General features: G+C 40.5%; 19 protein-coding genes, 2 tRNA genes, 1 rRNA gene and 1 pseudogene. 18 read left to right on the forward strand and 5 right to left on the reverse strand.

Annotated features, from left to right (window positions below):
- Positions 1-165: 165 nt before the first annotated feature.
- The 9 genes from rrf to GN217_RS11985 all read left to right on the forward strand — a co-directional run bounded on the left by rrf (position 166) and on the right by GN217_RS11985 (position 5,876).
- Positions 166-281 (forward strand): 5S ribosomal RNA (rrf, locus tag GN217_RS11945).
- A 198-nt stretch (positions 282-479) separates the two neighbouring features.
- Positions 480-556, forward strand: a tRNA-Met gene (locus GN217_RS11950).
- Positions 557-590: 34 nt separating this feature from the next.
- A tRNA-Asp gene (locus tag GN217_RS11955) sits at positions 591-667 on the forward strand.
- Between the two features lie 172 nt (positions 668-839).
- A complete protein-coding gene (thiL, locus tag GN217_RS11960; RefSeq protein ID WP_156856915.1) occupies positions 840-1,808 on the forward strand; it encodes a thiamine-phosphate kinase in 969 nt (322 codons plus the stop codon).
- Positions 1,809-1,871: 63 nt separating this feature from the next.
- Positions 1,872-2,276: a tRNA (adenosine(37)-N6)-threonylcarbamoyltransferase complex ATPase subunit type 1 TsaE gene (gene tsaE / locus GN217_RS11965; protein ID WP_370459774.1), complete on the forward strand. Its 405-nt coding sequence runs from the start codon at positions 1,872-1,874 to the stop codon at positions 2,274-2,276.
- Between the two features lie 13 nt (positions 2,277-2,289).
- The gene (gene tsaB, locus GN217_RS11970) at positions 2,290-2,997 is read left to right on the forward strand and encodes a tRNA (adenosine(37)-N6)-threonylcarbamoyltransferase complex dimerization subunit type 1 TsaB (protein ID WP_156856917.1); all 708 of its coding nucleotides are present in this window, start codon (positions 2,290-2,292) and stop codon (positions 2,995-2,997) included.
- Positions 2,990-3,439: a ribosomal protein S18-alanine N-acetyltransferase gene (rimI, locus tag GN217_RS11975; RefSeq protein WP_156856918.1), complete on the forward strand. Its 450-nt coding sequence runs from the start codon at positions 2,990-2,992 to the stop codon at positions 3,437-3,439. The genes tsaB and rimI overlap by 8 nt, the downstream gene beginning before the upstream one ends.
- Positions 3,436-4,446, forward strand: a complete 1,011-nt coding sequence (gene tsaD, locus GN217_RS11980; RefSeq protein WP_156856919.1) for a tRNA (adenosine(37)-N6)-threonylcarbamoyltransferase complex transferase subunit TsaD — start codon at positions 3,436-3,438, stop codon at positions 4,444-4,446. Before rimI ends, tsaD begins: the two co-directional genes overlap by 4 nt.
- A gap of 248 nt (positions 4,447-4,694) precedes the next feature.
- Positions 4,695-5,876: an FtsW/RodA/SpoVE family cell cycle protein gene (locus GN217_RS11985; RefSeq protein ID WP_156856920.1), complete on the forward strand. Its 1,182-nt coding sequence runs from the start codon at positions 4,695-4,697 to the stop codon at positions 5,874-5,876.
- 73 nt (positions 5,877-5,949) lie between these two features.
- On the opposite strand, the gene GN217_RS11990 is transcribed toward GN217_RS11985, so the two are convergent.
- Complete coding sequence (locus GN217_RS11990) at positions 5,950-7,281, reverse strand: hemolysin family protein (protein WP_156856921.1); 1,332 nt, start codon at positions 7,279-7,281, stop codon at positions 5,950-5,952.
- A gap of 18 nt (positions 7,282-7,299) precedes the next feature.
- Positions 7,300-9,222, reverse strand: a complete 1,923-nt coding sequence (locus GN217_RS11995) for an ABC-F family ATP-binding cassette domain-containing protein (RefSeq protein ID WP_156856922.1) — start codon at positions 9,220-9,222, stop codon at positions 7,300-7,302.
- Positions 9,223-9,368: 146 nt separating this feature from the next.
- On the opposite strand from GN217_RS11995, the gene GN217_RS12000 reads away from it, so the two are divergent.
- Both GN217_RS12000 and GN217_RS12005 read left to right on the forward strand, forming a co-directional pair.
- A complete protein-coding gene (locus GN217_RS12000; RefSeq protein ID WP_156856923.1) occupies positions 9,369-10,004 on the forward strand; it encodes a redox-sensing transcriptional repressor Rex in 636 nt (211 codons plus the stop codon).
- 216 nt (positions 10,005-10,220) lie between these two features.
- Positions 10,221-11,150, forward strand: a complete 930-nt coding sequence (locus GN217_RS12005; RefSeq protein ID WP_156856924.1) for a Cif family virulence factor — start codon at positions 10,221-10,223, stop codon at positions 11,148-11,150.
- A gap of 51 nt (positions 11,151-11,201) precedes the next feature.
- Here the strand turns inward: GN217_RS12005 and GN217_RS12010 are convergent, their stop codons facing one another.
- Positions 11,202-11,918 carry a CPBP family intramembrane glutamic endopeptidase gene (locus GN217_RS12010; protein ID WP_156856925.1) on the reverse strand — a complete coding sequence of 239 codons (717 nt, stop codon included), beginning with the start codon at positions 11,916-11,918 and terminating at the stop codon, positions 11,202-11,204.
- 444 nt (positions 11,919-12,362) lie between these two features.
- Here GN217_RS12010 and groES point away from each other — a divergent pair, with 444 nt between their 5' ends.
- From groES to GN217_RS12025, 3 genes are all read left to right on the forward strand, one after another.
- Positions 12,363-12,647, forward strand: coding sequence for a co-chaperone GroES (groES, locus tag GN217_RS12015; RefSeq protein WP_156856926.1), 285 nt, complete (start codon positions 12,363-12,365; stop codon positions 12,645-12,647).
- A gap of 222 nt (positions 12,648-12,869) precedes the next feature.
- On the forward strand, positions 12,870-14,501 hold the full coding sequence (gene groL, locus GN217_RS12020; protein WP_156856927.1) for a chaperonin GroEL: 1,632 nt from the start codon (positions 12,870-12,872) through the stop codon (positions 14,499-14,501).
- Between the two features lie 539 nt (positions 14,502-15,040).
- Positions 15,041-15,442 carry a hypothetical protein gene (locus tag GN217_RS12025; RefSeq protein WP_156856928.1) on the forward strand — a complete coding sequence of 134 codons (402 nt, stop codon included), beginning with the start codon at positions 15,041-15,043 and terminating at the stop codon, positions 15,440-15,442.
- Between the two features lie 174 nt (positions 15,443-15,616).
- On the opposite strand, the gene GN217_RS12030 is transcribed toward GN217_RS12025, so the two are convergent.
- Positions 15,617-15,904 (reverse strand): hypothetical protein, encoded by a 288-nt coding sequence (locus GN217_RS12030; RefSeq protein WP_156856929.1) that lies wholly within the window; start codon positions 15,902-15,904, stop codon positions 15,617-15,619.
- 94 nt (positions 15,905-15,998) lie between these two features.
- On the opposite strand from GN217_RS12030, the gene GN217_RS12035 reads away from it, so the two are divergent.
- Entirely contained in the window at positions 15,999-16,214 is a 216-nt protein-coding gene (locus GN217_RS12035) for a hypothetical protein (protein WP_194461799.1), read from the forward strand.
- Positions 16,215-16,499: 285 nt separating this feature from the next.
- The gene (locus GN217_RS12040; protein ID WP_156856930.1) at positions 16,500-18,281 is read left to right on the forward strand and encodes a S9 family peptidase; all 1,782 of its coding nucleotides are present in this window, start codon (positions 16,500-16,502) and stop codon (positions 18,279-18,281) included.
- A 243-nt stretch (positions 18,282-18,524) separates the two neighbouring features.
- Here GN217_RS12040 and GN217_RS12045 read toward each other — a convergent pair whose 3' ends face one another.
- Complete coding sequence (locus tag GN217_RS12045) at positions 18,525-18,839, reverse strand: hypothetical protein (RefSeq protein ID WP_156856931.1); 315 nt, start codon at positions 18,837-18,839, stop codon at positions 18,525-18,527.
- Between the two features lie 133 nt (positions 18,840-18,972).
- Here GN217_RS12045 and GN217_RS12050 point away from each other — a divergent pair.
- Together GN217_RS12050 and GN217_RS12055 are read left to right on the forward strand one after the other, a co-directional pair.
- Positions 18,973-20,921: pseudogene (locus GN217_RS12050) on the forward strand (putative thiazole-containing bacteriocin maturation protein).
- Complete coding sequence (locus GN217_RS12055; RefSeq protein ID WP_156856932.1) at positions 20,918-22,864, forward strand: TOMM precursor leader peptide-binding protein; 1,947 nt, start codon at positions 20,918-20,920, stop codon at positions 22,862-22,864. The pseudogene GN217_RS12050 and the gene GN217_RS12055 overlap by 4 nt, the downstream one beginning before the upstream one ends.
- Positions 22,865-22,869: the final 5 nt, after the last annotated feature.

Genomic DNA, 22,869 nt, shown 5'->3' on the forward strand with positions numbered 1-22,869 from the left:
GATAGGTTCGAGGTAGAAGCATGGTGACATGTGGAGCTGACGAATACTAATCGATCGAGGACTTAACTAACTTCTATTTTGATGTCGTGATCTACTCTTATTTAGTTTTCAGGGTATAAATATAAACTTGCATTAGGATTATATTTTGTTATAATGTAGTATATGTCTGGTAACGATGGCGGAGAGGTCACACCTGTTCCCATACCGAACACAGCAGTTAAGCTTTCCAGCGCCGATGGTAGTTGAGACTTTGTCTCTGCAAGAGTAGGACGTTGCCAGGCAGATTTTAATTATTATGCATGAATCATAATTGCATATTTTCTATTATCGCGGTGTGGAGTAAAGCCGTAACATCATTGAGAAACATCTCTGAATAGGCTTTGTGAGGAGTGTAAGCTTCTCCGAATTACCCCAAGACACGACGAACAGTCCTTTATTCCTTTATTATGCATGAATCACAATTGCATATTTTACACTATCGCGGGGTGGAGCAGTCCGGTAGCTCGTTGGGCTCATAACCCAAAGGTCGCAGGTTCAAATCCTGCCCCCGCAACCAAATAACATTTAATTTTTTAAAAAAATAAAATTAGGGTCCGGTAGTTCAGTTGGTTAGAATGCCTGCCTGTCACGCAGGAGGTCGCGGGTTCGAGTCCCGTCCGGACCGCCATTACACATAGTTTATTTGCACAGGATTTCGAATAAGAAATCTTGTTTTTTTGTTTTTAAGTAATTTATCGAAAATATATCGTTAATGAGGGCGTAAGAAACATCTCGAATATTTCTTTTTACATCGTATTTTGCTATGATAGATAATGTAAATAGATGAAAAGGTGAAGGCTATGGACGAGTTTTCCTTAATAGAAGCGATTAAACAAAAACAAAAAACATACAAGCAAGCATCCTTGCAACGGGGGATTGGAGACGATACCGCTGTTTTCCGTGAGGCAGCCGGGGAGCTTGCAATTGCTGTAGATACATTTGTTGAAGGAGTTCATTTTACGGAAAAAACGACGGATCTTTTTCGATTAGGTTACCGTGCGTTGGCTGCAAATTTCAGTGATCTTGCCGCAATGGGCGCGTTACCTATGTATTATTTAGTTTCGATTGTTGTACCGCACAGAATGAAAGAGTCGAAGCTGGGTGAAATATTTAATGGAATGAAACATTTGGCTGATCGTTATAATGCTGATTTAATTGGCGGTGATACGGTATCGGGTAATGAGCTTGTTTTATCTGTTACAGTTATTGGTCAAATCGAACAGGGGAAAGCCAGATATAGAAATCTGGCGGAAGTGGATGATATTGTATTTGTCACAGGAACGTTAGGTGATTCCCAGGCAGGTTTATATATTTTGCAACATGACTTGGAGAGTGTCCATAGGCAGTATTTCATTAACAGACATCAACTTCCTGTTCCTAGGATAGCTTTTGCTAGTTCGCTTGGGAGTATAAAGCGATTAGCATTAAATGATATAAGCGATGGTCTTGGCAATGAGGCTTATGAGATTGCTGAAGCGTCTCATGTTTCGATTATCTTGGATGATAAAAAAATACCCGTTCATCCCGGGCTTGCTGCATTTCCCATGGGACTTCAGGAAAAGTGGAAGTATTTTGGTGGGGAAGATTTTGAACTTGTCGGTACGGTTGCAAAAAAGGATTGGCAGACAGTTCAACAGGCAGCGGAAAAATTAAATCTTCAAGTGACTGAAATTGGTCATGTGATTAATAAAGATGAGCATGCTGTATATCTTAAGAAGAACGGGAATATGACCAAGTTGCAAAAAGAAGGATATACACATTTAAAGTAGGTGGAACATTTGAGTGTGGTAGAATTAATTGCCCATTCCCATGAAGAAACAGAAAAGATTGCGATGAAGCTCGCTAATTTTTTACGACCAGGTGATACACTTACCTTAGAAGGTGAGTTGGGCTCTGGAAAAACAACTTTTACTAAAGGGTTGGCAAAAGGACTTGGGATTACACGTAATGTAAACAGTCCTACATTTACAATCGTTAAGCAATATAAGGGAAGAATTCCTTTATATCATATGGATGTATACCGGTTGGAAGATTCAGATGAAGATATCGGATTTTCGGAATACTTTCATGGTGACGGCGTTTCTGTTGTTGAATGGGCGAAGTTTATTGAAGACTATTTACCTGAAGAACGCTTGGAAATTAATATTGAATATACGGATGATGACCAAACAAGGAAATTGAAGTTAAAAGCGTTTGGTGATCATTATAGTAGCATCTTACATGAGATGAAGGATTAGGGGTAACCAAAATATGAATTTACTTGTCATTGATACATCAAATCATGTCCTCGGCGTTGCCATCATGAAAAACGATCAGGTGATTGGGCAAATCATGACAAATTTGACGAAAAACCACTCGGTTCGGTTAATGCCAGCAATTGATAAGTTGATGGCAGAAGTGGGGATGCGTGTCGAAGAATTAGACCGGATAGCCGTTGCGAAAGGTCCGGGCTCTTACACTGGAGTACGAATTGGCCTAACAACGGCAAAGACACTTGCCTGGGCGCTTGGGACTCCTGTTGTTGGTGTTTCAAGTCTAGAGGCACTCAGTTACCAGGGGCGTTTTTTTGACGGGTTAGTTTGCCCGTTTTTTGATGCGCGCAGGGGGCTTGTTTATACAGGAATTTATGAATGGGAGGGCGGAAACATAACGAATCCCGTTCCTGATCAGAACACCCCATTTGTAAATATCCTGGAAGATTTAAAGGAAAAAGGTAAATCTGTATTATTTTTAAGTCCAGATGTTTCGGCATTTAAAGAACAAATTATAGAAACAATGGGCGAGCTAGCTGTGATTCCAGAAGGTCCTTACCATATAACTAATCCAGCCCATCTTGGCCTTGCAAGTATGACGATGGAGCCGGATAATATTCATGGACTTGCACCGAATTACTTACGTTTGGCCGAGGCGGAAGCGAACTGGTTAAAACAACAAAAGGAAAAAGAAAGCAATGACTAAAATTACGATACGAAAAATGGAAATTGAAGACGTACCCGGTGTACTGGAAGTAGAGAAATCTTCCTTTCCTGTTCCTTGGACATCGGATATCTTTTATCATGAATTAACAGATAATAGGCATGCTTTATATTTTGTTGTCGATTATGATGGTGAGGTTATCGGTTATGCCGGGATGTGGATTGTCATTGATGAGGCACAAATCACAAATATTGCTATTCTACCTGAGTATCGCGGGAAGAAGCTAGGTGAACAATTATTCCATCACCTGATGATGACGGCAATTCGTGTTGGGGCCGTGCAGCTTTCGTTAGAAGTGCGGGTTTCCAATGTAGTGGCACAAAAAATGTACCGTAAATTCGGGCTTCTTCCTGGAGGCATCCGAAAGAATTACTATACAGATGATCAGGAAGATGCACTTGTAATGTGGGTGAGTTTAAAATGAAAAATGATAAAATTATCTTAGGTATCGAGACGAGCTGTGACGAAACTGCGGTTGCTTTAGTAAAGAATGGGACGGAAATACTTTCAGACGTTGTTGCTTCTCAAATTGAAAGCCATAAACGTTTCGGTGGAGTTGTCCCAGAGATAGCTTCTCGCCATCATGTGGAACAGATGACGATGGTACTTGAAGAAGCGATTGAAGAAGCGAAAGTGGAATGGGAGGATATTGATGCAATTGCAGTAACGGAAGGGCCTGGACTTGTCGGTGCCTTGCTTGTAGGTGTCAATACTGCAAAAGCACTTGCCTTTGCGAAACAAAAGCCTTTAGTCGGGGTCCAGCATATTGCGGGACATATTTATGCGAATCGATTCGAGCGGGAATTTGAATTTCCATTGCTTGCCTTAATCGTTTCTGGTGGTCATACAGAACTTGTTTTAATGAAGGAACATGGCGATTTTAAACTGATTGGCGAGACACTCGATGACGCCGCTGGAGAAGCTTATGATAAGGTTGCAAGAATGTTGGATTTACCATATCCAGGCGGGCCAGAGATCGACCGGTTAGCTGCTCTAGGGGAGGAAACAATCGATTTCCCGCGGGCGTGGCTCAGTGAGGACAGCTATGATTTCAGTTTCAGTGGATTAAAATCTGCTGTTATCAACAAGATTCACAATGCGAAACAACGCGGAGAAACATTAAAGAAAGAGGATATTGCAGCAAGCTTTCAGGCGAGTGTGATTGAAGTGTTAACCACAAAAACATTGCGTGCTGCCAAGGAAAAAAACGTGAAGCAAGTAATTGTCGCAGGCGGGGTTGCAGCAAACCGTGGCTTGCGTGCAGAAATGCAAACCCAGTTCGAACGAGCAGAAATTCCACTATTAATTCCACCGTTATCGTTATGTACGGATAATGCTGCAATGATTGCTGCTGCAGGAACCATTGCTTTTGAACAAGGAAAGCGGGACTGCCTTGATTTGAACGCCAATCCCTCTCTCGAGCTTATATAACAAGAGAGAAATCCCTAACCAACTGTGGAGTTTACTCGCTCTTATTCACAGCCTTGTGGATATAATGTTGAAACCTTTGTATGACGCTGTTCGTATTGTGAATAAAAACAGGATAAAAAAGCATATTTTTTGTGGATAATGTGGATGGCTTTGTTGATGACCATTGTGAACAACTTTATTCTTTCAAAAGTGTGTGGATAATAGTTGGGGAAAGATAGATTTTAGAAAAGAAGTATGGTGAAGCAGCTATGACAAAAAAACAGTCCTACTTTGTGCAAGCCGATTTATTGATTTTAATCGTTTTATTTATGGTGACAAGTCTTATTGCGATATACAATGCAGCTCAGTTTGAACAATATGCAGAAGAGAATTTTGTTATGAAGCAGATTGTCTGGTTCTCTGTAGGACTACTGTTTGCTGTATCGGTACAATTTTTGGATATGGAACAATTGTATAAGGGTGCCGTATATATATATGCTGCTGGTATTTTAGCATTAGTTATTTTATATGTGAGCCCATCTTCCATCGCTTATTCGGTAAATGGTGCGAAAAGCTGGTTCAACGCAGTAATACCAGGAGTATCCATTCAACCGGCTGAATTCGTTAAATTGACGACGATATTATATTTATCGGTTGTGATTAGTAAACATAAGCAAAAATTTGAAGAGAGCACGTTAAAGTCAGATACGATGCTCTTACTGAAAATGGTTGGGGTTACGCTGCTTCCAGTCGGCTTGATTATGTTGCAACCCGACTTTGGTACAGCGATGGTTTATTTATTCATTCTCGGGATGATGATCATTTTTGCTGGGATCAGCTGGAAGATCATTCTTAGTCTAGTAGCGATTGTTGGTACATTTTTAAGTGGTTTACTTATCTTTATCGTACAATTTCCGGCACTAGCTAAATTGATTGCAGGTCCGAGCAGACATTATCAAATCGACCGTATTCTGACGTGGTTTGATCCCACCCAGTCAACTGAATCGGCCAACTGGCATTTTGACCGGGCCTATATGGGACTTGGTTCTGGACAATTAACAGGGAAAGGCCTTGGTGGGGCAGAAGTATATTATCCGGAAGCGCAGACTGATTTTATTTTCTCCATCATCGGAGAGACATTCGGATTTATTGGCGGTTCTTTTGTGATTCTTTTATACTTTCTATTGCTTTATAAGCTCGTAACACTGGGCTTAAATATGTATAAGTTTGTTTCTTTCGCTTCGTATTTCTGTTTTGGCTTCTTGAGTTTGATACTTGTCCATGTGTTTCAGAACATTGGTATGACAATCGGGGTTATGCCAGTAACAGGTATTCCATTGCCACTCATTAGTTATGGTGGAAGTTCCGTGATGGCAACAATGCTTGGAGTGGGACTCATTTACCGGATTGCTGTGGAATATACGATACAGAATGATTATTTATTTAAATAAAAAATGAGCACTCTCCAAGAGAGTGCTCATTTTTTAATTCATAGGTGGCAGGAAAACGAAGAAGAATTGTTTTTTAACTCTTTCTCGTAGTTATTTGCATCGTAATAAACACTTCTTCAATCCGATTTTCACCTATTTTCGTCGCTTTAAATTCAGCTTTGTTATAAGGGATGACAACTTCCTCATCAGAGGATGGTATATGTCCAAGTTCATGGATAAGAAATCCATTTAATGTATCAAACTCATGAATTGGTAATCCGATGGCAAGCATTTCATCCAATTGGTATAAGCCGATTGTACCTTTAACTACATACTCATTCGTACCGATTTCTTGGAATTCTTCGTTTGCTCCTAACTGTGTGTGGAAAAGAATGTCTTCACTTGAAATTTCTCCGACGATTTCTTCAATAATATCCTCGATCGTTACTAAACCTTCTGTCCCACCGTATTCATCAAGGACAATCGCAATATGGATATTTTGTTTTTTCATACTGGCAAACAATTCATCAATCTTGCGTGTTTCAATGACGAAATACGGTTTCCGCATGACGTTTTTTAAAGAAAAATCCGTGTGACTGAATTGATCAAGATAGCGGAATAGGTCTTTCGCATGCAGGATGCCGATAATGTTATCCACACCCCCATCATAAATAGGTAATCTGCTGTATGGGTGCTCATTAATCTCTTTTATTGTTTCCTCTAGTGTGGCCTCAACTGGTAGGGCTGCCATGTCAATCCGGTGGGTAATGATATTTGAGACACTTTTATCATTGAACTCAAAAATCCGGTTAATCATCGCTTTTTCTAACCGTTGAATTGTACCACGTTCACCCCCGACATCGACCATCATACGAATCTCTTCCTCGGTAATATCCTCATCCTTAGCATGCGGGTCAGCACCTAAGAGGCGAACAAACCCATTCGTTGAAAAGGTAAGGAATTTTACAAGGGGAGAAAAAATCGTAAATAAGCCGGTCAATGGTCTCGCCACCGCAAGAGATATTTGTTCCGATTTCTGCAGGGCAAGCTTCTTCGGTACAAGTTCACCGAGAACGAGCGTAAAGTAAGATAAAAGCATCGTAATCAGGATGACACTCACGGTGTTTAATGTCGAATAGGGAAGCGGTAAACCGAGTGTATTCAACCATGCGGTAAGTGGGCCTGCGAAGAAATCGGCCGCAAAGGCACTGGCAAGAAAGCCTGCCATTGTAATCCCAATTTGAATCGTGCTTAAAAAACGGCTCGGTTCAGAGATTAAATTAAATAACAGGATAAATTTCTTATGCCCAGCTTCTGCTTGCTGTTTTACTTTATTATCATTCAATCCGATTAATGCAATTTCAGAAGCGGCAAAAAATGCGTTAATTAAAATAAGAATAATAAGTGTCGTTATTGCTATTGTCATAAGGCCAACCTCCAGTTTCTATCCATCTTGTAAATTGGCCCATTCTTCCATTAGTTTTTCCAATTCTTGATTCATCCCATCAACTTTTTTCGTTAATTCTAATGCTTTTTCATGATCTTGGAAGACTTCAGGTTTCGTCATTTCCTCCTCGAGCCTTGCGATATCCAATTCTTTTTCTTCAATTGCTACTTCAAGCTGGGCTATTTTTCTTTCTTTTCTTCTGTTCTCACTTTGCAGCTGTTTTTCTTCCTGAAAGCTCCTGCGTCTGTTATCGATCTTTGGCTTGTCTGTTTTTTCCTTGGAAAGTTTAATGAACTCTTTTTCTTCTTCTATTTTTTCAAGATAGTAATCATAGTCCCCTAGGTATACTTTAATCCCGTTCTTGCTCATTTTCGCGACTTGGTCTGTAATGCGATTAATGAAATAACGGTCATGGGAAACAAAGAGGATTGTACCAGGATAGTCCATTAATGCTGCTTCCAGCACTTCCTTACTGTCGATGTCCAGATGGTTTGTCGGCTCATCAAGTATAAGCAGGTTAGCCTTCTGCATCATTAGTTTTGCCAGGGCGAGCCTCGCTTTCTCTCCACCACTTAACTGATCGACCGTTTTTAAAACGTCATCTCCACTAAATAAGAAATTGCCTAGTACCGTGCGGATATCTTTTTCCATTACAAGCGGGTATTCATCCCATAATTCCTGCAGGACTGTTTTATTGGAGGAAAGATTCGCCTGTTCCTGATCATAGTAGCCGATTTTCACATTTGTCCCCAGTTCAAAGGACCCGTTCGTTGCCTGGAGCTTGCCGATAAGAATCTTAAGTAAACTCGTTTTACCAACCCCGTTCGGTCCAATAAGGACAACCCGTTCGCCGCGGGTGAGGCGGAGGTTTGCTTGCTTGAAGGTATATTCATCTTCATCCGGATAGCGGAGGGAAAGGTCTTCTATTTTCAAGACATCATTTCCACTTCTTCTTTCTATATCGAAAGAGAAGGACATAGAAGCCTCGTCTCCAAGCGGTCTGTTCACCCGTTCCATTCGTTCAAGCTGTTTCCGTCTGCTTTGCGCCCGTTTCGTAGTAGAGGCACGGGCGATATTACGTTGGACGAAATCTTCCATCCGTTTAATTTCTGTTTGCTGCTTTTCAAATTCTTTCCGTTCCCGTTCGTAGTCGGCTGCTTTTTGTTCGAGAAATTTACTATATGTCCCGTGATATTTCTTCGTCTCATGTCTTGAAATTTCATAGACGAGGGATACGGTTTTATCAAGGAAGTAGCGATCATGGGAAACAATGACAACTGCTCCTGGATACCCGCTTAAATAGGATTCGAGCCAGCCTAATGTTTCAATATCTAAATGGTTGGTCGGTTCATCAAGAAGCAGGAGTTGTGGCTTTTGCAGGAGCAGCTTGCCGAGAGCGAGCCTTGTTTTTTGGCCGCCACTAAGTTCACTAATCATTGTATGGTAATCATAGTCCTGGAAATTGAGTCCATTCAATACTGCCTTAATCTCAGCTTCATACGTATAGCCGCCACCGGTCTCGTAAGCGTGCTGCAGGCGATCATACTCTGATAGTAAACTTTGATATTCATCATTTGAAAGCTTCTCAGTATCTTGCAATTTCTCTTCTATCTTCCGTAAATTTTCTTCTTGTTGTTTTAAATGGTCGAATACGGTGACAAGCTCATTCCAGATTGTCTTGCCGGATTTTAATTCCATATGTTGTGAAAGGTAGCCGATAGTAAGTTCTTTCGGCTTAATAAGTTCCCCGGTATCATAAGAAAGTTCGCCGGCCATTATTTTTAATAAAGTAGATTTCCCAGCCCCGTTTCTCCCAACAATTGCTATTCGATCAAGATCTTTAATTTCAAGTTTTACATTTGATAAAATGGTTTCCGAACCAAAGGATTTCGAAAGTCCATTCATTTGCATTAAAATCATACATTCACCCCATTATATGTATTGTAACGCAAAAAGCAGGAGAAGGAAATTATATGTGAAAATAATCACGACATTTCGCTCGTTTTCTGGTAGAATAGACATAAGTATAACTATTATTATTGTTATTAATGAAATGAGGAACAGATATGAGACAAAACAAAATACCACAAGCAACAGCAAAGCGGCTTCCGTTATATTATCGCTATTTAAATAATCTGAATCGACAAGGGAAAAAACGGGTTTCTTCAAAGGAACTATCAGAAGCAATCAAAGTTGACTCCGCTACAATCCGTCGTGACTTTTCATACTTCGGCGCTTTAGGAAAGAAAGGTTACGGCTATAATGTCGAATACTTGCTCGGATTTTTCCGCAGTACACTCGACCAACATGAAACGACAGAGGTTGCTTTAATCGGTGTCGGTAATCTAGGTACCGCCTTTTTAAATTATAACTTTACGAAAAATAATAATATCCAAATCAAAATGGCCTTCGATAGTGATGAAGAGAAAATCGGTCAAATTGTCGGGGGTGTTCCAGTTTACGGGATAGATGAAATGATGGAGAGAATTGAGGGAATCTCTGTCGCGATCCTCACTGTACCTGTATCGGAAGCTGATGTTATTACAGAAAAATTAGTTAAAGCAGGGATTGAAGGAATCTTGAACTTCACACCTGTTCGTATTACAGTACCGGAAGATGTGCGCGTTCATCATATCGATTTAGCGGTTGAACTACAGGCACTTGTTTACTTTTTGAAGCATTATCCATTGCAATCAAAATAGAGCACACATAAAGTGAAACTTTATTCAGTGGGGAATTCCTTACCTCCCACTGAATGTTAGTTGAACAGAATCAGGTATTTACGGACTGTTTATCCCCTTTACATATTGGGCTTCCCTCATGTTTAGAGGTGGGGGTATTACAGACCGTTAATACGTGATAAAGAAACAAGAAAGATAGTGAAACGGGAGAAAATAGTAGGGGCGTGGGAAAACGTGTTGAATCGTAAAATATGGACAGGAGTATTGCTTTTACTCTCCTGTCTGTTTTTAGCAGCTTGCTCGAATAATACAGAGGAGAAAGAAACGGAATCAGAGCAAGAGGTTGAAGCAGGGGAGGATGTATTTTTTGCTGTCCTTGAGGATAATGTTGAAGCGTTGATGGCAAAGGACTTGGACGGTTATATGGAGACAATCCACGGGGAATCTCCTGCTTATGAATCAACAAAGGAGACGATCACTGAGTTCTTTGAGTATTCATTGGATATCGAGTTGGCAGATCTTGAGATGAAAGAACAATCTGAGGATGAAGCTGTCGTCCACTATACACAACGTACGATTGAAAAAGATTCAGGCGACTTCGAGAACAACGAAACAAGAGGAGAACATATTCTTCGTCCAGACGACGGTAAATGGAAAATTTATGAGTCGGAAATCTTCGAAGTCAATCCACTGCCTGAGGAAAGAGAAGAGGTTGAGATGACTGGAGATTATGTGGAAGTAATTTCTAGTCTTCCTACTCCTTTTGATGAGGAAGAATGGATGCTTGCCGCTTATGATGAAGCGGAAGGGGAAGCAACCGCTGAATACATTCCGGTTGCGGAAACCTTAGGGAATTACAGTGCAATCATCACCTATGATTATTATGAAGATGGTAATGAACGAAGCGGGCTTGCGAATTTCATTGATGTGCTGGAGCTAAGCTTACAAGATATGACAACAGGAGAATTTGATTTTGAACGTCTCTATGCAACGGAAAGTGAAGTCATGTACCAATTCCGTGTAGATGGGGATGCAAAAGAACCAAATCAAGAAGAAATCGGCCGCATTTTCGTTAAAGATGAGGACTTATATCTTGTACGCTATACGGTAATGGAAGAAATGATTGAAGATACGGATGAAATCATTACGATGTTAAATGAAATATAATAAAAAAGCGGGAGATGACGTTTGAATAGTCCGTCAGGATCCCGCTTTTTTTCATACCCAGCTCAACAAAATTGTCTGCAACTGTTCAAGCTGATCAATCATTTTTTGGATTTCTTCTGGTGTTAAGTTATACTGCTTATAAACAACGTAAGAGTTCATCCCTGCATGGACGATAATCGGAACGATAATCCGTTTTGTTTTTACATAAAGGAAAGCAAATACGAGTCCCATTGCTGTATACATAAGAAGATGGGAAAAGTCTACATGAAAAGCAGCAAAGACGAGTGCTGATAGTATAGCGGCGAAAAAGAAGTTCATGCGCTTATAGAGACTACCGAAAATAATCTTTCTAAAAATGATCTCTTCAAGGATTGGCGCAATAATTGCTGGAATCAAAATGAAGAGCATATTTGCCCGGGCATATTCCATAATCCCCATTGTGTTCTCCGATCCTGCTGGGATGCCGAAAATAAAGATTTCAATCATTGCTGCAATTGTTTGAGCAAAGAAGGCTAGAAACACCCCAAATATGGACCAAAGGATAACGGAAGAAACGGGGGAAGCATCCCGGTGTGCTGGCATTTTCATGTCTGGCCTCATTAGCCATAACGTAACGAGCAGTCCAGCAGTAAAACTAAAAATCGACCAATAAATCATATTTTGTGAATAACTTTCGGGGAAATATAATTCCATATACAACGCTACCGGAAGGGCGGAAAACTGCATAACCAAATACGTCACAATCACATACCAATATCTTTTCGGCAAACCCAACGACTCCTTCTATATAAAGTGAAACTTCATTCAGTGGGCGTTCTTTACCCCCTGAATGTTGGTTGAACAGAATCAGGGATTTACGGACTGTTTATCCCCCACCTTCACATATCGGGTTTCCCTCATGTTTAGAAGTGGGGCTATTACAGATCGTTAATCCGTGATAAATTCACATAAATGTATTTTAACATAAATCGGGACATGGGGTCAGAGCATTTGTCCCATTACATTCTTATCTTTACCCAATTATATGTTCAAATCCTTATTAATATCTATTTCCAGCTCCTTTTCCAGTTAAAAATAGAAAATCACAAAAATTAAACATACATCGCTTGCATTTTTTTGACTTATTACTTATTATAATAATTGGAGTTAGCACTCGAGCGAAGTGAGTGCTAACAAAAATATAAAAACTTTAGAATCAAGGAGGAGTTCTAGATGATTAAACCATTAGGAGATCGTGTTGTTATCGAACTTGTAGAGCAAGAAGAAACAACAGCAAGCGGAATTGTACTTCCAGACTCTGCACAGGAAAAACCACAAGAAGGTAATGTAGTAGCAGTAGGTTCTGGCCGTGTAACAGACAGTGGTGAAAAGATTGCACTGGAAGTGTCTGAAGGAGACCGCATTATTTTCTCTAAGTTTGCTGGAACAGAAGTGAAATACGGCGGGAAAGAATATTTGATTCTACGAGAAAGTGATATTCTAGCTGTTATTTCATAACTCAATTAACTTATACTTAAGAAACTTAAAACATATATCAATAGAGTGTTCAAAAAGGAGGATAAAAGGACCGAGGTCGGCTAAGTATGCGATTCGTTTTGCAACACCGACACTAGCACGGGACGTGGACGGTTTTAGTAGAACCTCTTTTTCTCAAAGTGTCATTTTTACCGGACTTTTTGAACAACCTTTAATAATAGAATTTAGGGAGGAAATGTAACCATGGCAAAAGATATTAAATTTAGTGAAGACGCACGTCGTGCAATAGCTCGTGGGGTAGATACATTAGCAGATGCAGTGAAAGTTACCCTTGGACCAAAAGGACGTAACGTTGTATTAGATAAGAAATTCGGTGCACCTCTAATCACGAACGACGGTGTAACAATCGCAAAAGAAATCGAACTGGAAGATGCATTCGAAAACATGGGTGCACAGCTCGTATCTGAAGTAGCATCTAAAACGAACGATGTAGCAGGGGACGGTACAACAACAGCTACAGTTCTTGCACAAGCAATGATCCGCGAAGGACTGAAAAACGTAACTTCTGGTGCAAACCCAGTAGGTATCCGCCGCGGTATTGAAAAAGCTGTTCAAGCAGCAGTAGAAGAATTAAAAAATGTTTCCAAGTCTGTAGAGAACAAAGAGTCTATCGCACAAGTTGCAGCAATTTCTGCTAACGATGAAGAAGTAGGAGAGCTAATTGCTGAATCGATGGAGCGCGTTGGGAAAGACGGCGTGATCACGATTGAAGAGTCAAGAGGTTTCAATACAGAGCTTGACGTTGTAGAAGGTATGCAATTTGACCGCGGATATGCTTCCCCGTACATGGTAACAGACCAAGATAAAATGGAAGCAGTTCTAGAAGATCCATATATCCTAATTACAGATAAGAAAATCAGTAACATCCAAGAAGTATTACCAGTTCTTGAAGAAGTTGTTCAACAAGGCAAGCCATTACTTCTTATCGCAGAAGATGTAGAAGGTGAAGCACTAGCAACATTAGTTGTGAACAAACTTCGCGGAACATTTAACGCAGTTGCGGTTAAAGCACCAGGATTCGGTGACCGTCGTAAAGCAATGCTTGAAGACATCGCTATACTAACTGGTGGTGAAGTAATTACAGAAGATTTAGGACTTGACTTGAAGAGCACTACAATCGAACAACTTGGACGCGCTGCTAAGGTTGTTGTTACAAAAGAAAACACAACAATCGTTGAAGGTTCTGGCAGCCCAGACCAAATCGCAGGCCGCGTAGCACAAATCCGTGCACAAGTAGAAGAAACTACTTCTGAATTCGATAAAGAAAAATTACAAGAGCGTCTAGCGAAACTTGCAGGCGGTGTTGCAGTAATTAAAGTAGGAGCTGCAACTGAAACAGAATTGAAAGAGCGTAAACTTCGTATTGAAGACGCACTGAACTCTACACGTGCAGCAGTAGAAGAAGGCATTGTTGCTGGTGGAGGTACTGCGCTTCTTGAAGTTTACAAGAAAGTTAACGAACTAGAGCTTGAAGGTGACGAAGCAACTGGTGTTAATATCGTACTTCGCGCAATCGAAGAACCAGTTCGTCAAATCGCAGACAACGCGGGTCTTGAAGGCTCCATCGTCGTTGAGCGCTTGAAAGGCGAAGAAAACGGCATCGGCTTCAACGCAGCTACAAACGACTGGGTAAACATGATTGAAGCTGGTATCGTAGACCCTGCAAAAGTTACACGTTCTGCACTACAAAACGCAGCATCTGTAGCAGCTATGTTCTTGACTACTGAAGCTGTAGTTGCTGACCAGCCAGAAGAAAACGCTGGCGGCGGAATGCCTGATATGGGCGGTATGGGTGGAATGGGCGGCATGATGTGATAGCCGTCTAACATCTTGATATATAAGGGTTTTTGAGTTAAATGAGAATGATTGGCTAACATTCGATACATTAAAGTAGTAGGCTTCTCATAAGTTGATCAAACTTTTGAGAAGCCTCTTTTTTCTATTGCTTTGTAACGCGAGATAAATATTTCTTGTTGTTACTTTCTGGAGTATGACCAAATCTATCCATAGTTTCTTCCAAGTCAATTGTGGCCATGTCAAGAAAAGAGGCATACGTATGTCTTAGTGAATGAGGAATTTTATACTCTTGTCAATCTATGCATAAAGTCATTCTATTTTAATTAATCTTCTTTTCTCTCTACGTAATGAGCTTCAATATGCACTACTTGAGAATGCTGCACCATTACAAAGATTTAGAACACTAACCCATATATATCCTGCTAATGGATAATTGAATAATAATAGATGATTGCAAAAGCGAGTAAGGGAAAAATTTGAGATTATTATTTAAAGAATGTAAGATAAAATGTCATTAAATATTAATATAAGAGAGTGTGATTAAAGTGTTAGAATTAATGACGAATCCTATGATACAAAATTTACTAACTAACTTTATTTATTCTGGTATTCAAAAAGGTGGAAAAAAGCTTATCTCAGACAATCTGAGCCAACAATTTGAAACTGCAATTCTTGATGCTTTCGATAAACTTTCTGAAAAATACCCAATTATAAGTTTTCAAAAAGAAAAAACGTACAGACAAAGTGAGAATTTAAAATATACATTAAAATATCTTCATGAAGAAGGAATATTAGAACAACATATTTATCTTGATTTTAGCAAGGAATTTAGGAAAAGCTATTTAGATATTTCAGATGAACAAGGGGATATCTACTTTGATTTGTATGATATTAATCAAGAAACCTATGAGGAAAAGTTTTCCGAAGTGGAGGAGCTGTTTAGAAAAGCGCAAGAATAAATGGTGCGCACCGCCACGAACTTCCGACGCGCAAGAAATGAATGAGAGGAAGGCCGACTAAAAACAGCCTTAGCCAACTTAGATATGCGAAGTGTCATTTTCACTGGACTTTTTAATAATCTCTAAAAAAATAACAGCAAATCCCGGGGTGGGGTTTGCAGTTTTGGATTAGATTTATTTTTTCCTTGGTACTAAATCCGCTACATAGTCAAAGTAAAAGTTCCGTTTCCCTCTTTTAATAAGGATGATCATCGTATGGATAAATAATACGGCCCAGATCATGATGAGAAATGCAAATATAATCACAGTGGTCCATACGTGATAAGGATAAAGGTTTGAATTTATATCCAACTCGATACTAGTAAATATATTTAGGATCCATGATGTTGCTAAAGGTAAATATAGCGCAAAGGATCTTTTCAGCAAGGACTGCCACGCAGGTGCTCTTCCATCGATATTCATTAGTTTAAAACGCAGTATATTTGTTCTGTTTCCATCTCGAAAGAACCTGATTGCCAAGGGTGAAAAAATAAAAGAAAGTTCTTTGGTACCTCCATTGTCGCAATTATTGGCTGTGATTATAGACTATCTGTTAATTAAGATTAGCTGGTCTCTTGCAGCTGGACTCTTTTTAACAAACGGATTTGCAGAATTTGTTTATAAATCGATTTGCTTTTTTATTCTTTTCCTTGTTGTTCCACTTCTTTGGGATGGAAAAACAATTGGAATATTACAGCAAAAACCTCATTTGAGCAATGACTTTTTTCAGTAAACCTTCAATTATTTGAAGGTTCGATACCTCATGCCACACTTAATAAAACAGATAGGTTCGGTATTTTAAAAAAAGGGTTTTTGCTGAACTGATCCATTCAATTCAATTCCTCGACCAATTATTTCGCCATGTCATTTGAACTCGCAGTTGTAACTAAAGAGGGACAATGCATACTGCCCACTCTTCTTAAATATAATGTTCTGAACGTCACTATTGTATCAAGAGCATTTTAAGAAAACTCCATATTGTTTTCATTCATAAACTAGAGAATGGGTGGGGAAAGAAATGACTAAAAAGATTCCAGACCTTTATGTCCACCAGCGTACGATTAGTGATTATGATTATGAACCAAATCATAATCAAATAAGTGTGATTGTCGAATATAACGGATCGGTACGAGTAGAAAAGTGGAATCTAGATCAGAGAGAACCTGAGCAGCCATCTTTTATATCAGAAAGTATTACGTTTGTAAAATATGTTAAGGGCACTTCAGATTTAATTATCGGGATGGATCCTACTGGGAATGAAAGGGAGCAATTATATCTCCTTAAGCAAAATAAGACGCTCATCCCTCTTACCAAATCGCCTGAACATGTACATCGGTATGGGGGAAGCTCACCTGATGGAAAATGGATTGCCTGGTCCAGTAATCGACGGAATCCTGCCTTTTTAGATATTTATATCCAGAATCTCGAGACTTTTGAAACTCATCTAGTCTTTGCTGAAGACGGTATATTTTCTGTAGTAGCATGGTTTCCTAATGGAAATGCACTATTAATCAGAAGAACGAACTCTCCGCTGGATCATGATTTAGGAATTTTATCTCTTTTAACTGGAAACATCGACTGGATTACAGAGCATTCAGATGAAACAAGTTACCGTGATATCCATTTTAGTCAGGACGGGGAAGATTTATATTTATTGTCAAACAAAGATAGTGAATTCTACGGACTGATGCGCATTCATCTGCCTACGAAGCAAATAACTTCGTTGCGACAGGGGGAATGGGGTTTTGAAGGGTTGGCATTTAATAAGGAAAACAACCAGTTTGCTTTTACCGAAAATCAAGGTGGAATCTCAAAAGGTTATTTTTTTGATTTGAATAAAGGGACACTTTCTACATGGGAAAACCCTATGGGAGTGATAACCAATCTCACCTTTTTACCCCAACGACAAATGCTGCTTTTTAAATTAAATGGACCTGCGCATCCCTCTGAACTATGGTCACTTCACCTTTCAACCCTTAAGGCTCAACCGTTAATCAATACAAGCAAACCTCTCTTAGGAAAACTAACGGAGCCAAGACTACTATCCTATCGTTCATTCGACGGTCTTCAAATCCCTTTTTTTTACTATAAACCAAAGTTAACTGCCGAGAAACGCCCAATTATTATTTATCTTCATGGCGGACCGGAAAGTCAAAGCCGGGCGTCCTTCAATCCCCTTTTGCAATTCTTACTAAATCAGGGCTACGCCGTCACAGCACCTAATTTCCGTGGAAGTACAGGCTATGGAAAGTCGTATACCCATCTGGATGATGTACGGAAACGGTTGGATGCGGTTAAAGATGTGGTCTCCCTAGTGGATTGGCTTAAACAAGATCCAGCTATTGATACGAGTAAAATTGCTCTTCTCGGAGGCAGTTATGGTGGATTTTTAACGCTTGCGGCAATTAGTCACTATCCTGATTTATGGGCTGCTGCAATTGATATTGTTGGCATGTCGAGCCTGCGAACATTTATCCAAACTACGAGTCCATGGAGAAAGCGGCTTAGAGAAATTGAATACGGTACGGTTGAACAAGATGGGGATTTTTTTGATTTGATTGACCCTTTGAATCATGCTGACGAGATTACTGCTCCCTTGTTAGTCTTCCACGGTGTAAATGATCCACGTGTTCCCATTGGAGAATCAGAGCAAATCGTCTCTAAACTGAAGCAACGCGGACATCCCGTTACCTATCATCGCATGGAAGGGGAGGGGCATAAAATAGTGAAACCAGAGAATGAAATTTATGTTTACTCTCTCGTAGCTGCTTTTCTTGAGAAATATATGGGCTGTGATTAATATAATGGCGCTCATCATCCACCTTCGTTCTCAAAATATTAACTTTTGGTCATCTAGGCTCTCAATCACTTTGGTTGGGGCCTAATTTTATTCGATAAATAAAATGTATTGATTTTATCAGTTCCGTAAAATAGGCTCCTGTATTAGTAACCACACCCATCTGTTGTACATAATTTGTTGATGAGTACTCGAAAAATAATAATGGTTATCTGGAAAACACTTCTTACTTGATTAACATGGCAGCTATCGTTTCAGTTTAGAAGACCTGACTTTTAATTTAAATTTAGGGGGAAAAGAAAAATGAATAATTTTCATAATGAAATTCAAATGTTGAATGTTGACGACTTTCAAGCGACTCAGGCAATACCTTGGGAGTAAAATCAGTACGATATGAATCAAGAGCTCATTGGATTTGGTTTTGGTGGATGTTTCGGCTTTGGCGGCTGCTTTGGCTTCCGGTGCTTTGGTTGTGCTCGTTGTTTTCGATGCGCTAATTGCTTCAGATGCGGTCGCTGTCACGGCGGATTTTGGTAAGCCCTTAAATTGTTTAGTATTCAATTTTAGAAGCCTCCTGCATTTTTGCAGGGGGCTTTCCCTAAAAAAACAGGACATAATGGACAAATTACGGTACATACGATGAAAGTGGCAGTATTAATGAACAATTATGGTCAAAAGGATAAGGAGGCTAGAGATGCCGAAATTGAAACCTTCTATGCGTCTAAAAGTGAAAAGGGACACGTTTTATCTCCCGGAACCAAACCGAGGAGTATATTTTCGGAACAATTCAAGTTCTTTCCGCATTGAAGGCAGTGGGATCGATCAGTGGGTTGAAAAACTGTTACCGATGTTCAATGGGGAGTATACATTAGAATATTTGACTAACGGATTACCTGACCCTACCGAAACCGGGTCTTTGAAATTGCAGAGGTACTTTATGAGAATGGATATGTTCGTGATTTAAGTCAGGATCTACCGCATCAATTGTCGGATTATCATCTTAAAAAGTATGCATCTCAAATTGAATTTGTTGACAATATAGTTGGTTCCGGGGCAGCCCGTTTTCAAAGTTTTCGTCAGGCTAACGTGCTGGCAGTTGGCTCTGGTCCTATGTTAAATTCTGTTGTTTCTTCTTTGCTTGAGACTGGTTTGACTAAGATACAGGTGTTAGTTACAAACGAGGTTCCGACCAATAGACAGAGGTTAAATCAACTCGTGGAGCATGCACGAATCAAAGACCCAGAGGTTAACTTGAAAGAGTTCTCGCAAAAGCAGGAGAGTTGGCGAGAAATAGTGGAGCCTTTTGATTCCATATTGTATGTGAGTCAGAAGGGAGAACTAGAGGAACTTAGACAACTTCATACGGTTTGCAGGGAAGAGAACAAAATGTTTCTCCCAGCTTTATGCCTGCAGCAAGTAGGTTTGGCAGGTCCACTCGTACATCCGGATTCCGAGGTGTGTTGGGAAACGGCATGGCGTCGTTTACATGAATCCGCTTTATCTAAAGATAGGAAGTCTCAAGGCTCCTCCGTAAATTCTGGTTCATTGTTAGCTAATATGATTGTATTTGAGTTGTTTAAAAAGATTACAGGAGTCACAGAATTGGAAAAGAATAATAGGATTTTTCTTCTAAATCTGGATACATTAGAGGGAAAATGGCATGCATTTTTGCCTCATCCTCTGGTGACAGGTGATATATCTGCTGAATGGGTTCAAAATGTCGAGGACCGGATTCACACAGATATAGAGGAAGTTGAATCAGGTAATTTACTTCTTTCTTTCGATCAGTTAACATCAGCGGAATTAGGAATCTTTCATATTTGGGAGGAAGGTGACTTAAAGCAGCTCCCGTTAGCTCAATGTCGCATTCAGGTAGTGGACCCGTTGTCGGAGGGACCAGCTGGGCTGATGCATGAGGATGTCTGCTCAGGTTTGACTCATAAGGAAGCACGCCTGGAGGCAGGACTAACAGGAATTGAATCATATGGGGAGCGAATGGCGAGCTTGATTGTTAATGCGCTGCCACTTGAAAATGGTTCAGTAGTAGCGGATGAAATGATCGGGATTGGAGCTGGTGAATCGTTTGTGGAAGGTGTTGGACGTGGGTTACAAAAGTGTTTGAGAGAGGAGCTTCGCAAGCAACAATTTAATCAGAAGTATTCTGTTTCCCGAGTGCAGTTGAATTCTATAGAAGATGAAAAATGCCGGTTCTATTTAGAGACATTAACCACGATGCAGGGAGCACCAATTATCGGGATAGGAAAGGAAGTATTTGGTTTTCCTGTAATATGGATAGGTGCGGAAGATGAGTGGTATGGCAGTATAGATTTAAATGTAACAATGGCGTTACGAAGGGCTTTACAGCAGGCAATTAGCAAAGTGCAAAATAAATCGGATTCCTCGAGCAACCTAATTTGTAAGGTATCATCCTCATCCATCTATTTAGAAGAGAACTCACCAATTAGTCTTGATATTCCCGTGTGTGAAGAGAGGATACAAGCCGACATTCTACAAGGAGCCATGGAAAGATTGAAATGGAATGGTAAACGGGTCTTCGTAGCCGAATATGGGCTTGAACCTGTTTTTAAAGAGCGACTAGCCGGAGTGTTTGGTGTCTTGCTGCGAGAGGGGGATTCACGATGAACTCCTTCGTGTTGATTGTCGGAGAAGGGGTGCTGGCTGATTGTGTAAGTCACGAACTGTCAGCAAACTATCCAATTATACGTAAGTCCAATCTCGGTGAAGGTATTCTAAGTTATACGGATTTGGTGCTGTTTTTGGATGATGGTTGGAGACCCTCCGTTCATCAAAATGCGGAAGAAGTATTACAAAAAACTAGTACTCCCTGGCTCAGAGGCTTTGTTTCATTTGGTGAAGGTATAGTGGGCCCGCTTGTACAACCAGGTGCAGCAGGCTGCTCTCAATGTGCAGATATACGGCTTCTTATGGGGAGTCGGGATCGAATAGAGATGGTTGAGGTAAAACAAAGACTTGAACTGGACAGAGGAATGGAAAGTGATCCGTGGGCTTCACGTACGGGACTTTTACAAATGGCTTACGTGATAGGTGGAGAGGTACAGAATTTATTGCGGGGGGATCGGGTTTATTCAGAAGGCAGGGTTTATTCAATTGATTTGAAAACACTGAAGAGCTCCTGGCATTCTTTTTTGCCCAACCCGTTATGTCCGGTCTGTGGTCAATTACCCGACGATTCGCGAGACTTAGCCCATGTTTCACTGCAACCAAGTCCGAAGATAAGTTCCAGCAGTTTCCGCAGCCGTCGGTTGGATGAGATGAAGGAAGATATTGTAAATGACTATCTGGATAATCGTACTGGCATTTTAAACAGTAAAATGTATGACCTAGTTACTCCATTTGCTGATGCGAGTGTTAATCTGCCTATGTTAGCAGGGGACGAAGGAACAGGTGGCCGGACCCATTCATACGAAGAGAGCGTATTGACAGCCATTTTAGAAGGGGTGGAGCGGTACTGCGGAATAAAACCGCGCGGCAAACGGACTGTGGTCCATGATAGTTATCGTAACTTAGAAAATCAAGCACCTCATCCTTTGAGGGTAGGCGTACACGCAAAGGAACAATATGCGCAGCCTGGTTTTCCATTCAAGCCGTTTGATCCTGACCGTTCCATTGATTGGGTATGGGGTTATTCGTTTTTAGAGGAGCGTCCTATTCTAGTCCCAGAGCTCCTTGCTTATTACAGTGTTGGACACGGAACAGAAGGTTTTGTCTATGAAACTTCAAATGGATGTGCGCTTGGAGGAAGTTTAGAAGAGGCCATTTTCCATGGAATTATGGAAGTGGTCGAGCGTGATTCATTCTTAATGACATGGTACGCAAAGCTTAATCTTCCACGAATTGATCCTTTTACAGCTAACGACCAGGAGTTGGAATTAATGGTCGAGCGGATGCGAGTGGTCGCTGGGTATGATTTGTATTTGTATGACGCTACGATGGAACACGGTATTCCAAGTATTTTTGCAATAGCTAAAAACAGAAAGGAAAAGGGACTAAATCTCATTTGTGCAGCCGGGGCTCATCTGGATCCGGTGCGGGCGGTGAAAGGCGCAATTCACGAGCTTGCTGGCATGATGCTCAACCTCGATGAAAAATTTGAAGCGAACAAAGAGGAGTATGAAAGAATGCTACATGATTCATCCTTGGTGCGGCAGATGGAAGATCACGGCATGCTTTGCGGTTTGCCGCAAGTAGAAGAGCGTTTTAGTTTTTTGCTTGACGAAAATGGTCCAATGCGATCCTTTAATGAGGAGTTTAATTGGAAGTCGGATCATGCGGATCTTACCGATGATTTGCAAGATATTTTTCAGGTGTTCCGCCAGTTAAACCTTGAAGTAATTGTGGTAGATCAGTCGACTCCGGAAACGATACGAAACGGATTGTATTGCGTAAAAGTACTGATTCCAGGGATGCTGCCGATGACATTCGGGCATCATCTTACCCGCTTAACAGGACTTGAGAGGGTCCTTCGAGTCCCGATGGAGCTTAAGTTCACGAAAGAACCATTGACAATCGAACAACTCAATCCACATCCGCACCCGTTTCCTTAAAGGAG

Origin of the sequence: Oceanobacillus sp. AG (genome assembly GCF_009746545.1) — a bacterium.
Lineage (GTDB): Bacteria > Bacillota > Bacilli > Bacillales > Amphibacillaceae > Oceanobacillus > Oceanobacillus indicireducens.